Here is a 12551-nt window from a genome sequence, read left to right as displayed (position 1 = left end):
TTCAAAACCTCTTTAAATAATTGCTATAAAGCATTCTATTTGCAGACGAAAAGTATAACTATGGAATCGAGAAAAGAAGGGAAAATTTCGAACCTTAGAAAGACTTCAATATGCCGGTATCTCAAAATATTGATTTTTGGATTGTTTTTTGTAGTTGCTCAAGTATCACAAGCACAAACTGTCTCCAATCAAGATGGTGTTACCAATTGGTTTGATGAGATAACATCCAGAATTGAGCCATATGCCAGTATCCGTATAGGTGTGGGTTTCGACGAGGATGGAGAAATAGGCATAGGTAATAATGCCCCTCGTGCTGGAATACGGTTCAAACATGCTTTATCTGCGAATAAGGCAGACAATTTTAATGCCGTCGGGAGGGTTGAGCTTGGGTTTAACCTTGTTTCAAGAGATGAAACTATTGAATTTGCCGTAGATCCGGGGGCTGGAATAGCCCAAGTTGGAGATGCCGTTTTTAGTAGACTGGGCTGGTTGGGGGTTACCTATAAGGACTTTCAATTTACTTTCGGGAAACAAAACTCCGTATACTATACATTGGGAGCTATTGAGGTTGATAAAACCCTTGCCTTTGGAGGGGCGGGTATAGGAGTGTGGAATATTGCCGATGGGGGTGTTTCAGGAACTGGGCGTGCCAATCAGGTCATGATATTGAAATATGCCAAAAACGGATTGAGCCTTGGAGCACAAGCACAGGTCAGAAACATTTCAGAGAACAACGAATCTATAGACACCTACGGTTTTGGAGCCAATTACAGAATCGACGGATTTGGTATCGGAGTGGGGTATAACAAGGTAAACGATGGTGTTGAAGACCCACTGCCAGACCAAGCCAAAGAGGGAGATGAGTCCTTTGTTGTATCTGCGTCCTATGAAAAAGATAGGTTTACCGTGGCAGCTTCTTATGCTAGTTTAAATCAACATCAACGTGCTGGGGATGTCTTCTACGATGCCACGGGTCTCGAATTTTTTGGCCGATACCGGTTTTCAAAAAATGAAAGGTGGCATTTTGCGTTGGGATACAACTATCTGAAACCCAAGGAAGATGAGGATTTAGGTGATTTTGACACGAAATTCTTTATTACTGAATTGGCATATAGATTTAAAAAATCCAGTTACATTTCAGCATCTTCTCGAATCGATCAAAGCAAGGATGTCAACGGAGATGGTAGGAGGCCTAGCATCTTTGGTATAGGTATTCGTTTTGATTTTTAACAATTATTGCGCTAACTGCTCAGAAATTATTTTAGCAAACCCTTTCTTTACGGAAGAAGCTGTACTGGGATTGGTAATCTCAGTGGTCACTACGGAAAGTAATCGCTGTTCTTCCGGCAAGGAAAGATTGTAAGTCACCGCCTCTAAAATAAAAGTTACGGTCTTTTGTGTTACCGGTTGCAATTCCTTGTTCAGAGGTTCCAGTTTCGGTGGGGCGTTGACATCGTCATAATACCCTTTTAGGGTGATATATTTATTACCATAATAATCTAACAAAGAACCATAACCTTCTTGCCTTCTAAGCACTTCTTGTTCTTCTACACCCCTAAGGGAAGTCAACAATAGAATATCAAAACCCTCATCTTTAAACATGGCAATTGTTTCGGCTATTCTTTCCACAGTTTTGTTCCTCAAAGGCTTGAGATTTGGAAAAACCAAATGGCTGGCCGTTGCATTAAAACCCTTTGACCTGAGTTTTCTTGAGATCTCATTCTCATAAGATTTTCTGATATCTTCTTGAGGGGTTCTAGAGACCACAATTATATTTTTGTCCTGAATCGATTCAAAATTATCGGACTTGTATGAGTTGGAGAGTTTAGTAGATGTGCAACTCAAGATTAATGAACCTAGCAGAAATATTAGCACACGATTTATCATACTGGTCAGCTTAGTTTTTCCATCCCAAGATAATCAATAATCAAAGTGTGCAAAATCAACTCGAAGAGAAAACAGTATCAAGATTATGTTCCAGATAACCTCAAAATTAAGATGAAATAAGATAACTGGCTTTTCTAAAGCAGTTTAAAATTAGTGGGAATGCTATAAGGCATATTCACAGGCCGACCTTTTTTTACCAGGGGTCATTTGAGGTAGCAATACCATTTGTGCCCGTCAAGAATCCCCTTAAACACAATATTCCGTACAGATCATACAATTACCATTGGAGAACCCTAATAATATTCATACCTAGTATAAAAGTCTGATTATCAACAGTAATTATATAGGTCATGAGCAAATTAGTAGTATCTGCAGAAGCAAGTCCGCTCTTTGGGAATTTTTTGATGGTTGTTTCTGTTTCGGATGAAGAAACCGGCAAGCCGGTAAAGAATTTGACCAAAACAAATTTTGGAATTTATCATATGGCATCTTTGAATCATGCCAATAAACACCAGCGCGAGATTAAGAAGGTCACCGAAGGTCCAAGCGGCTTTTACATTATCCAGTTAAAAAAATGGGAGTATCAACCCGACCTTCCACCAGGGCATTACGTTTTTGCGGTAAAGGCTGTGGTACATAAGCTTATTCCAAAAATCACCGAACAAGGTTCGGCAACTGCTACCAAACTGAAAAACAAAAAGTCAGGTTTTAAGGCAAAAGCCGTCAAATGGGGTCAAACTGTGGCGACCGGGGATTTACCGCCTTACGGTATATGGATTAAGTAGATTAACAAAGTATGAAATCAATACCAGAAGTATTGCATTGAGCTTTACCACAAGGCAATCCGCTTCGTTGAAGAGTTAAACCCTGTAATTGTATTTCTTAAAGTAGCTTAAAATTAATGGGAATACTATAAGGCATATTCACAGACTTGCCTCTTTGTTTGCCAGGGGTCATTTGAGGCAATGAAGCTATGATTCGCTTTGCCTCTTTCTCTAAAAGCCTGTCGGGGCCTCTAGTCCTTATTTGGGTGACATGACCTTTTGAATCAATGATGAATTGAACAAACACCTTTCCCTGAATTCCCATTTCAAGGGCTAAATCGGGGTATTTAAAGTTATCTCGAACGTGCTCTTGAACTTTTTTTTGAAAACAGGCCCTCTTTTCCTCATCGGTGCCATTCTCGCAACCGGGAAAGACGGGAATATTCTCAATTACCGCAAAAGGAACTGTAATTTCTTCTTCCACCTCGTCAACATCAACATCCTCCACCGCAATTATTGGGTCATCTACAACCGTTTCCTGTGAAACTTCTGTGCTTTTGATAACGGTTTCCTCAATTTCATTTTCATCCTCAATGACCTCTATTACGCTTGGGGCGCTTGGAGGGGGTGGCGGAGGCTCGGCTCTTATGATTTCGGTGATTGGAACATCTTCCCTTAAATCTTGCACCTCTCTATGGGAAATCTCTATTTTAATTTCCTTTTCATCGCTTTTATATTCGAGGGCTATCCAAGTTAGAAACAGAGTGACCGCTAAACCGATCACAAAAAAAAGACTGCTGCTTCGATTTAAATTTGCTTTAGGATATTTTTTGGGTTCCATCGCTTTTGTCTTCTGTATTTGTTTAAAAGATCTTCTGAACATTTAAATTACCAAATGACCTAGATCATCCTAGGTCCACTTTTTGATGGATTTTGTAGGCATTACCACGGAAAATCATGCTTTCAGGTCCCGATTATTTTTCGTAAATTATAGAGATGCAGCACTAGCGAAATCCACAACCTAAATCAGAGAAAATATGAACCTTCCATTATTCTTGAGTATTCTGTTTGGCATCATCCTTTTAGCCGGAATACGAATTGTTTTTGAGTATAAAAGAGCATTGAAGTTCCGTTTTGGAAAATATGTGAAGACCCTGAATCCTGGTTTCCGATGGATCATTCCTTTGGTGGAGACCATTCAGGTGGTCGATATCCGTGTTATTACCATCAATATTGTATCACAAGAAGTAATGACCGAGGACAATGTGCCCTGTAGTATTGACGGCGTGGTATTTTTTAAAATCAATGACCCCGAAAAAGCGGTTCTTGAAGTGGAACAGTACGATTTTGCGATAACCCAGTTGTCCCAAGCGGCACTTCGGGATGTTTGTGGAAAAGTGGAACTCGATACCATTTTGTCAAAAAGGGAAGAAATGGGCAAGAATATCAAAAGCATAGTGGAAAACGAAACCGGCCATTGGGGTATTGAAATCATGGATGTAAAAATTAAGGACATTCAGTTGCCAGAAAATATGAGACGAATGATGGCCAATCAGGCCGAAGCTGAGCGTTCGAGAAGAGCACGAATCATTCTGGCCGAAGCCGAAGAACAGGCCGCCGCCAAACTTTTGGAGGCAGGACTACAGATAGACAAATCTCCCTCAGCCATCAAGCTCCGGTTGTATCAAACCTTATCCAATATTGCGGCTGAGAAAAACTCTACGATTCTATTCCCATTTCCTGAGGAAGTACTGCCACGAAATTCAAAGCAGTAAACCTTGTACTCCCCCTCAATGGTTGTTTTGTGCTTGGCCCTGATGACTTTTTAGGATTTTACATGAACCCAAATCATATCTGAAACACCCAAAATCGATATCTTAGAAGGGTCATTTAAAGTCATGAAAGAAGCACTTCAAACCACTTTTGGAAACCTTTTTGAGCAAGAATTAATTGATGAAATCAATGATGTCGGCAAGCTTTTGGAATTACCTACTGGGGAAAAGATTATGGAGATAGGCAAATATATTCGGTCCATACCGCTTCTTTTATCTGGAGCCATAAAGGTTTTACGGGAAGATGAAGACGGCGATGAACTCTTGTTGTATTATTTGGAACAAGGTGAAACCTGTTCCGTAACCACCGCATGTTGTTTGGGACAAACCAAAAGTGAGATTATGGCCGTTACCGAGACTCCCTCGGAACTCATCATGATACCTGCCCAAAAGATGGAGGAATGGATGGGGAAATACCATGGATGGCGAAAGTTTATTATGGAAAGCTATCACAACCGTATGAATGAACTATTGCAGACTGTGGACAATATCGCATTCAAGAATTTAGACCAAAGGTTGGTGGACTATCTCAAAAAGAAATCAGAAATAGCCAACGATACTTATTTGCAGAGCACACATCAAGAAATAGCCATGGATTTGCACACTTCGCGGGTTGTGGTTTCCAGATTGCTCAAAAAGTTGGAAAAAATGGGCAAACTTGAACTTCATAGAAATCATATCAAGATAGTGGACCTTTAGGTTTTGCAACCTGGGTTACCCACTTTCCCATAAATGCTAACTACCTTTGTGGCAATGCTGAAACGCTACTTTCCAATACTCGATTGGCTTCCAAACTATAAAAAAAGCTATTGGTCTGGAGATATTTCTGCGGGAGTCACCGTGGGAATCATGCTCATTCCCCAAGGTATGGCTTATGCTCTCATTGCGGGCCTACCTCCAGTTTACGGACTATATGCCGCCTTGGTACCGAATCTTTTATACGCCATAACGGGATCTAGCAGAAAGTTGGCCGTGGGTCCGGTGGCTCTCGATTCATTAATTGTGGCATCTGGCTTAGCGGCCTTGAAACTGTCCAATCTTCAGGATTACATTGCCATGGCTTTGTTTCTAGCCCTCTTTGTTGGATTGTTGCAGTTGGCTATGGGATTCTTAAAAATGGGATTTTTGGCCAATTTTTTATCACGTCCCGTGGTCAGTGGTTTTACTTCCGCGGCAGCTTTGGTGATAGCCATTAGTCAATTAAAATACCTTTTGGGCATATCGATAGATGCATTGGGCACATTGGCTGTTCTTAAAGAGATTTTCTACAAAATTGGAGAAACCAATTTTCCTGATTTGGTAGTTGGTTTGGCCAGCGTACTACTGATTTTGGCATTGAAGCGACTACACCGAAAATTACCTGCAGCCATGGCTGTGGTGATACTTTCCATTTTAGCTGTGTACTACCTGCCTATACAAGAAGGAAACATAGCCCTAGTGGGTGAAATTCCCAAGGGACTTCCAAGATTTACCATGCACTCAATGGGTACCGGATACTGGTCCACCTTGTTTCCCCTAGCGCTTACTTTGGCCTTTATCTCATTTGCGGAAGCGATGACTATGGCCAAGGCAGTTGAGGAACGCAGCAATAAGTATTATACTAATGCCAATCAAGAACTAAGGGCTTTGGGCATTTCCAATATTGTGGGCTCATTTTTCCAGTCCTATCCCGCTAATTCCGGCTTGTCTAGAACAGCGGTCAACGTCAATGAAGGAGCTAAAACAGGGCTGGCATCCATAGTTAGCACCTTAGTAGTGGCTTTGACCTTGCTTTTTTTGACCCCGCTTTTCAGTTATTTGCCCAAGGCGGTATTAGGAGCCATTATTTTGGTGGCAGTCTATAGTTTAATTGATTTTAAATACCCCGTGGAACTTTACAAACAACGTAAAGATGAATTTATACTGCTGGCTTTTACGTTTTTGACCACTTTGTTGATTGGTATTTCACAGGGGATTATCATAGGCGTATTGTTCTCTCTTTTTCTTCTGGTAAATCGAATTTCAAAACCACATATCGCCATTTTGGGCCGTATCAAGGGCACCAATTATTTTAAAAATGTGGAACGATTTGAGAAGGAAGTGGAGACCCGACCTGAAATTCTAATTTTGAGGTTTGATGCACAACTTTTCTTTGGAAACAAAGATTACTTTAAAAGGGAATTGTTCAGACAGGTGACCAATAAGGGAGAAGGGTTAAGGTATGTCGTGCTAAATGCCGAAGCCATAAATTATATTGACAGCAGTGCAGCCAAAACGCTGGAACAAATTATTAACGATCTCCGAGCGCGGAATATTCAATTTTTAATAGCGGGGGCCATTGGTCCGACACGAGATATTTTTTATTCTAGCGGATTAATAGAGATCATCGGCAAGCAAAGTTTATTTGTGCGTACCCATGAGGCTGTGGATTATTGTGAAAACCCAAAAACAAAAAACGAAATTCAAGAAAAGATTTCCCTGCAATCAAAAACTGGGGCTATGTAACTTGAGTAGCCAAAAAGAAAGTTTAGCAGTGTTATCTTTGAATTAAAATTATTTGAGATGAAAATTGAACAAATTTATACAGGATGCTTGGCGCAAGGAGCCTACTATATAGAAAGCGAAGGAGAAGCAGCGATTATTGACCCTTTGCGTGAGGTCGAGCCCTATCTTAAAAGGGTTCAGGCCGATGGCGCCAAAATAAAATATATTTTCGAGACCCATTTTCATGCGGACTTTGTGAGCGGCCACGTTACCCTTTCCAAGGAAAGTGGAGCCCCTATAGTTTACGGGCCACTGGCCAATCCAAGTTTTGATGCCATTATAGCCGAGGATGGCCAGGAGTTTCCTTTAGGAAAACTAACCATAGTTGCGCTGCATACACCAGGGCATACTATGGAGAGCACAACCTATTTGTTAAGGGATGAAAATGGAAAGGACCATGCCATTTTTAGTGGTGATACGCTGTTTTTGGGGGATGTGGGAAGACCTGATTTGGCGCAAAAGGCGGCCGATATGACCCAAGAAGAATTGGCAGGCACCTTGTTTGACAGTCTTCGAACCAAAATCATGCCGTTGGCAGATGAGGTGATTGTTTATCCGGCACACGGAGCAGGTTCGGCTTGCGGAAAGAACATGATGAAAGAAACGGTCGATACTTTGGGCAATCAGAAGAAGATGAACTACGCCTTGAGAGCAAATATGACCCGAGAGGAGTTCATAAAAGAAGTCACGGATGGCTTATTACCACCCCCGCAATATTTCCCATTAAATGTAAAAATGAACAAAGAGGGGTATGATGATATCGATGAAGTAATCGAAAGAGGAGCTGTTGCCTTGTCACCGGCGGCTTTTGAAATTGCTGCCAACGAAACCGGAGCCGTAGTTCTGGATGTCCGTCATCAGGATGACTTTGCCAAGGCCCATATACCACGTTCCATATTTATTGGCTTAAATGGAAGCTTCGCACCATGGGTGGGCTCCTTAATTGCTGATGTGAAACAGCCCATTTTGCTCATAACACCGGAGGGCAAGGAAGAAGAAACCATCACAAGGCTATCCCGTGTTGGTTTTGATGGGACCATAGGTTATTTGAAAGGTAGAATTGAGGCTTGGGAAGCCTCGGGAAAAGAAACGGATAGTGTACAGAGCATCCAAGCTGACACCTTTAAGAGCAAAGTCGAGGAAGGAGTACCTGTCTTTGATGTCCGAAAAGAACCTGAGTACAGCGCGGAGCATATTGATAATGCCCACTTGACCCCACTGGATTTTCTTAATGATCACTTGACCGAGTTCCCATCCGATGAAACCTTTTATGTGCATTGCGCTGGAGGTTACCGCAGCATGATTGCAGCATCCATTCTTAAAAGTAGGGGTGTACATAATTTGGTGGACGTAGCTGGTGGCTTTGCTGCCATTAAAAAGGCTGGAATCCCGGTTACGAACTTTGTTTGCCCGACCACTTTAAAAGATTAGGGAATGCGCACTATTTTTAAACCTGTTCTTGCCGTTGCTCTTTTTCTACAATTTTTTGGATGCCAGCCAAAAAAGGAAGGTTCCATCAAAAAGATTGACAAGCAAACGGTGATGGCTGAGGTTGTGGGGAAGGATGTACAACTACTTGATGTCCGAACTCCTGCCGAATTTACCGCAGGACATATTGATGGTGCCGTTAATTTCAACATTAAGGACAAAGAAACTTTCTTAAAACAAATCTCGGCTCTCGAGAAGGATGAACCGGTGTACCTGTATTGCAAAAAAGGTGGGCGAAGCAACTCGGCGGCCCAACTATTGAGAAAAGAAGGCTTTCAAAACATATTGGACTATTCTGGGGGCTATGATGACTGGACCAGGGATTAAGTCTTCCTTTTTTTAATAAATCCGTAGACCAGTTGTTTAAAAAAACCGCTGGGCATGGACTCGTCCCCGGGATACCCCAGGTCAATCGTACCACCATCTTCTGGAATGTAATTGGTCTTAAATAGGTAATCCCATAAGCTCAGGCTAATCCCAAAATTCACTCCATAGCTTCCTTTGGGGAGGGTATAAGAATGATGGTACAGGTGCATCACGGGATTATTGAAGATGTATTTGAAAGGCCCCCAAGTAATCTTAATGTTGGAATGGTTGAAATGCCCAATGGCAATGGCGGTAAAATGTACAATGTAGGCCTGATCAGGTTCAAAGCCTCCCAACAACATCACCCCAAAAGTTTTTAAGGGTTTGTAAAAAATGTTTTCCATCCAATGATAGCGAAGGTGGGCGGCAAAGCCCATTTCCTTTACACTGTGATGTACTTTATGGAAGCGCCAAAGTATTGGGAACTTATGCAGGGCGATGTGGGTGAGCCATTGGACAAAATCCAAAAGGACAAAGAAGACCAACAATTGCAACCCGATGGACCATGAAGACATATCAATAAGGGCCAAACTGCTTGCTGAAATTCCAAATTCCTGAAACCCAACCTCCAACATCTTATAAACACCATTGATGACGATGGAGAAAATGAAAAAGTTGAAGAACATGTAAAACCCGTCCAACCAAAAATCCTTTCTAAAAACCGATTGGTCCTTTCTCCAAGGAAATAGTATCTCCAATGCCCAAATGAACAAAGAAATCAAAACCAGGCCCCAAAAATAATTGGTGTACCAGGGCACTTCAAAAAGTATGGACTTCCATGTCCATTGCAGAGTCCCCAAAAAACCACTGACGAATGCTTCAAAATATTCTTGCATACGGTACTTATTTAAGTGGATACCAGTCGATATCCTTTAAATTTTGTCGTCTTCCCTTGGCCACAGGTCCATAATTTTTGGCAAGATAGGCTGTTATGACGTCCTGATTCGCCCCTAAATCCCAAAGATTTTGAGTTTCCTGCATCCACAGTATGGTAGCCTCCCAGCCTTCCTTGCTCATGCGATTTTGCGTGACCAATTTGGATGAATGGCAACTGGTACAATTTTGGATGACCAGGTCCATGCCCTCATCAGCCACAAATCCCGTTCGAACGTGGATTCCATTTTCGATTTTGTCGTCAATTTGCTCCGAAATTTCAACAAGTTCCTCTTCCGGAGCATTGAGGTATAGTTTTTCTGGATGATTTTGAAAATAGATCAATCCGCCCAAAAAGAGAATTATCAAGAACATGAATATCGTTAGCATGCCCATCAACCTTTTTACCTGTTTTCTAAAAACTTCGGACATTCTTAAACTACTTTTACGGCAATACGATGGCAAGCGTTGTTCAAATACCCTTTAGGGTTCCATCCTGGCAACACCATCGGTTGACCAATTCCATGGGAGTCGGTAGCTCTCGCCCATACTTCATAATATCCCTTTTTGGGAAAGCGAATTTTGGCATCAAAATGTTGCCATGCCAAGCGATTGGGTGGATTTTTAAGCGAGCAGGACGCCCAAGTGCTTCCAAAATTAATGGAATATTCCATTTTAGCAACCTCTAATTCCCCTGCCCAGGCATGACCCTTAATGGATAGTGATTTTCCCAAGGGAAGTATAGCCCCGGTCTTTGGATATGTAATCAGTGATTTTATGGGCATGGACTGAATGATGCACATATTTTCATCGGAAACTTTAGCCCCTGGTGCGACGGTTTCACAGGGAACTCGGTACGAGCTGCCTCCCATTTTGGCTCCATCATGTACTTTATTGCGAACGCTAATGCGATTTATCCATTTGCCCGAAGCGGAGGCGGGCCAACCGCCACAAACCAAACGAAGCGGATATCCATGTGCCAAAGGAATGTCCTTCCCATTCATTTTAAAGGCCAAAAGGGTTTCGTCTTGCATCGCTTTGGCTATCGGAACACCCCGTGAAATGGGTTCTTTTGTTGGGTCACCACTCAAATGGGTGTCAGCTGCATGATAGCCGATATAAACCGCAGAATCTTCAAGGCCGACATCCTTGAGAACATCTTTTAACCGAATCCCGGTCCATTCCGCACATGAAACCGCACCAACGCTCCATTGGTTGCCCTTTGCAGGGGGGTCGAACTCACTTCTACCATTGCCACCGCATTCCAAGGTCAACTGATAGGTATGATGCTCAAACCTTGATTTTAGCTCGTTAAGGGAATAGGTTTTTTTTGTTTTTACAGATTCACCATCTAGGGTCAAACTCCAATTTTTGATGTCGATGTTCTGTGGAATTTTGCCATTATTGCGGATGAACATGTACTTGTTCGGGGTAATTGCATCATTCAAAAGGTGGGCCCTCGCTTCCATGTTCCATGGCCTGTCATTCAAGAGCACCATGTTCTTATCCTTGCCGAACATTTTGTAGGGATCGGGATCTTGAAGGTGTACTGGGAGCTGTTTTGCTGAAAGTAGGTGTCCGGAAATGAAATGGATTCCCAAAAAACTTCCAATGGTGGATAGTGAAAACTTGTTGTTGAAATCTCTTCGGTTCATAATGCCAGATTTAAAGGTAACATATATTTTAGGATACTTATGTAACCCAAGTAACCCAATGACCCGCGTGCAAAGTGTATTTTTGCACGAATGAACAAAACATAGTATGGATTTTATCTTCGAACCTTGGCCTTGGTATGTATCAGGGCCATTAATAGCCCTTGTACTCTTTTTGCTAACGATGATGGGCAAAAATTTTGGAATGTCGTCCAACCTCAGAACGCTGTGTACCATTTGTGGAGCCGGAAAACATGCCGATTTTTTTAGGTTTGATTGGAAAGCGAATCGATGGAATCTCACTGTGGTTCTCGGTGTAATAATTGGAGGATTTATTGCCAACTATGGTCTTTCTCCTGATAATGCCGTGGCAATTGCCAACGAAAGCAGCGCGGAACTTCATACTTTGGGCTTTGCCGATGCAGGTAAGGCCTATCTACCTGAAAACCTCTTTGGAAGCCAGGTTTTTACAGATATTTCGTCTTTGCTCATATTGATAGTTGGGGGCTTTTTGGTAGGCTTCGGCGCTCGATATGCCGGAGGTTGCACCTCTGGTCATGCGATTTCAGGTCTTAGCAACCTGCAGCTTCCTTCCTTGATTGCTGTAATAGGGTTTTTCATAGGAGGACTTTTTATGGTTCATGTTTTATTTCCAATATTGTTTTAGCAATGAGGGTATTAGGTTATTTATTTGTCGGAATCTTCTTTGGAATAGTCCTTTTTAAATCTGAGGCGGCCTCTTGGTTCCGTATTTACGAAATGTTTCAGTTTGACGCCTTCCACATGTACGGGATAATCGGTTCCGCACTTGTTTTGGGGATTGTACAGATTCAACTGATCAAAAGATTCAACATAAAATCATTTTATGGTGAAAAAATTGTTTTCATCCCCAAGGATCGGGGATATGCGAGATACATCTTGGGAGGAATTCTTTTTGGTTTGGGATGGGCCTTGGCCGGTGCCTGTCCAGGTCCCATGTTTGTGCTTGCTGGCGCGGGTTATTTCCCAATACTGATTGCGTTGGGGGCAGCAATTTTAGGGACTTATTGTTATGGAATCTTAAGGAGTAGGTTGCCTCATTAAGGTTATCTGTCCAGTTAATTGGTCCAAACGCCGAATTTGGCTTGAATTTTCGCAGGAAGGTCTTAGCTTTACGACCGATAACC

At 42.1% G+C, this 12551-nt stretch carries 14 protein-coding genes; 9 read left to right on the top strand and 5 right to left on the bottom strand.

Features of this window, described 5'->3' with window-relative positions; genetic code table 11:
- Positions 1 to 60: 60 nt before the first annotated feature.
- A complete protein-coding gene (locus EW142_RS11595; protein ID WP_130614015.1) occupies positions 61 to 1230 on the top strand; it encodes a porin in 1170 nt (389 codons plus the stop codon).
- 3 nt (positions 1231 to 1233) lie between these two features.
- Here the strand turns inward: EW142_RS11595 and EW142_RS11590 are convergent, their stop codons facing one another.
- Positions 1234 to 1767 (bottom strand): hypothetical protein, encoded by a 534-nt coding sequence (locus tag EW142_RS11590; RefSeq protein WP_165395266.1) that lies wholly within the window; start codon positions 1765 to 1767, stop codon positions 1234 to 1236.
- A 470-nt stretch (positions 1768 to 2237) separates the two neighbouring features.
- Between EW142_RS11590 and EW142_RS11585 the strand changes: the two genes are divergently transcribed.
- Complete coding sequence (locus tag EW142_RS11585) at positions 2238 to 2672, top strand: hypothetical protein (RefSeq protein WP_130614012.1); 435 nt, start codon at positions 2238 to 2240, stop codon at positions 2670 to 2672.
- Between the two features lie 97 nt (positions 2673 to 2769).
- On the opposite strand, the gene EW142_RS11580 is transcribed toward EW142_RS11585, so the two are convergent.
- Positions 2770 to 3492 (bottom strand): energy transducer TonB, encoded by a 723-nt coding sequence (locus tag EW142_RS11580; protein WP_130614010.1) that lies wholly within the window; start codon positions 3490 to 3492, stop codon positions 2770 to 2772.
- A 196-nt stretch (positions 3493 to 3688) separates the two neighbouring features.
- Here EW142_RS11580 and EW142_RS11575 point away from each other — a divergent pair, with 196 nt between their 5' ends.
- The 5 genes from EW142_RS11575 to EW142_RS11555 all read left to right on the top strand — a co-directional run bounded on the left by EW142_RS11575 (position 3689) and on the right by EW142_RS11555 (position 8821).
- Positions 3689 to 4426 (top strand): slipin family protein, encoded by a 738-nt coding sequence (locus EW142_RS11575; protein ID WP_130614008.1) that lies wholly within the window; start codon positions 3689 to 3691, stop codon positions 4424 to 4426.
- Positions 4427 to 4549: 123 nt separating this feature from the next.
- The gene (locus EW142_RS11570; protein ID WP_130614006.1) at positions 4550 to 5182 is read left to right on the top strand and encodes a Crp/Fnr family transcriptional regulator; all 633 of its coding nucleotides are present in this window, start codon (positions 4550 to 4552) and stop codon (positions 5180 to 5182) included.
- Between the two features lie 33 nt (positions 5183 to 5215).
- On the top strand, positions 5216 to 6967 hold the full coding sequence (locus tag EW142_RS11565) for a SulP family inorganic anion transporter (RefSeq protein WP_240740204.1): 1752 nt from the start codon (positions 5216 to 5218) through the stop codon (positions 6965 to 6967).
- Positions 6968 to 7024: 57 nt separating this feature from the next.
- A complete protein-coding gene (locus EW142_RS11560; protein WP_130614004.1) occupies positions 7025 to 8437 on the top strand; it encodes an MBL fold metallo-hydrolase in 1413 nt (470 codons plus the stop codon).
- A gap of 3 nt (positions 8438 to 8440) precedes the next feature.
- Positions 8441 to 8821: a rhodanese-like domain-containing protein gene (locus tag EW142_RS11555; RefSeq protein WP_130614002.1), complete on the top strand. Its 381-nt coding sequence runs from the start codon at positions 8441 to 8443 to the stop codon at positions 8819 to 8821.
- On the opposite strand, the gene EW142_RS11550 is transcribed toward EW142_RS11555, so the two are convergent.
- The 3 genes from EW142_RS11550 to EW142_RS11540 are packed head-to-tail and all read right to left on the bottom strand — an operon-like array spanning position 8818 to position 11388.
- Positions 8818 to 9696: a sterol desaturase family protein gene (locus EW142_RS11550; protein WP_130614000.1), complete on the bottom strand. Its 879-nt coding sequence runs from the start codon at positions 9694 to 9696 to the stop codon at positions 8818 to 8820. The genes EW142_RS11555 and EW142_RS11550 overlap by 4 nt on opposite strands.
- 7 nt (positions 9697 to 9703) lie before the next feature.
- Positions 9704 to 10165 carry a monoheme cytochrome C gene (locus tag EW142_RS11545; protein WP_130613998.1) on the bottom strand — a complete coding sequence of 154 codons (462 nt, stop codon included), beginning with the start codon at positions 10163 to 10165 and terminating at the stop codon, positions 9704 to 9706.
- Between the two features lie 2 nt (positions 10166 to 10167).
- The gene (locus tag EW142_RS11540; protein ID WP_130613996.1) at positions 10168 to 11388 is read right to left on the bottom strand and encodes a sulfite oxidase; all 1221 of its coding nucleotides are present in this window, start codon (positions 11386 to 11388) and stop codon (positions 10168 to 10170) included.
- Between the two features lie 106 nt (positions 11389 to 11494).
- Between EW142_RS11540 and EW142_RS11535 the strand changes: the two genes are divergently transcribed.
- Both EW142_RS11535 and EW142_RS11530 read left to right on the top strand, forming a co-directional pair.
- Positions 11495 to 12052: a YeeE/YedE family protein gene (locus EW142_RS11535; protein ID WP_130613994.1), complete on the top strand. Its 558-nt coding sequence runs from the start codon at positions 11495 to 11497 to the stop codon at positions 12050 to 12052.
- 2 nt (positions 12053 to 12054) lie between these two features.
- Positions 12055 to 12468 carry a DUF6691 family protein gene (locus EW142_RS11530; RefSeq protein WP_130613992.1) on the top strand — a complete coding sequence of 138 codons (414 nt, stop codon included), beginning with the start codon at positions 12055 to 12057 and terminating at the stop codon, positions 12466 to 12468.
- Positions 12469 to 12551: the final 83 nt, after the last annotated feature.

Origin of the sequence: Flagellimonas allohymeniacidonis, assembly GCF_004296335.1 — a bacterium.
Classification (GTDB): Bacteria; Bacteroidota; Bacteroidia; order Flavobacteriales; family Flavobacteriaceae; genus Flagellimonas; species Flagellimonas allohymeniacidonis.
Note: the sequence above shows the minus strand (reverse complement) of the source record. Positions and strands in the feature narration are given on the sequence as shown.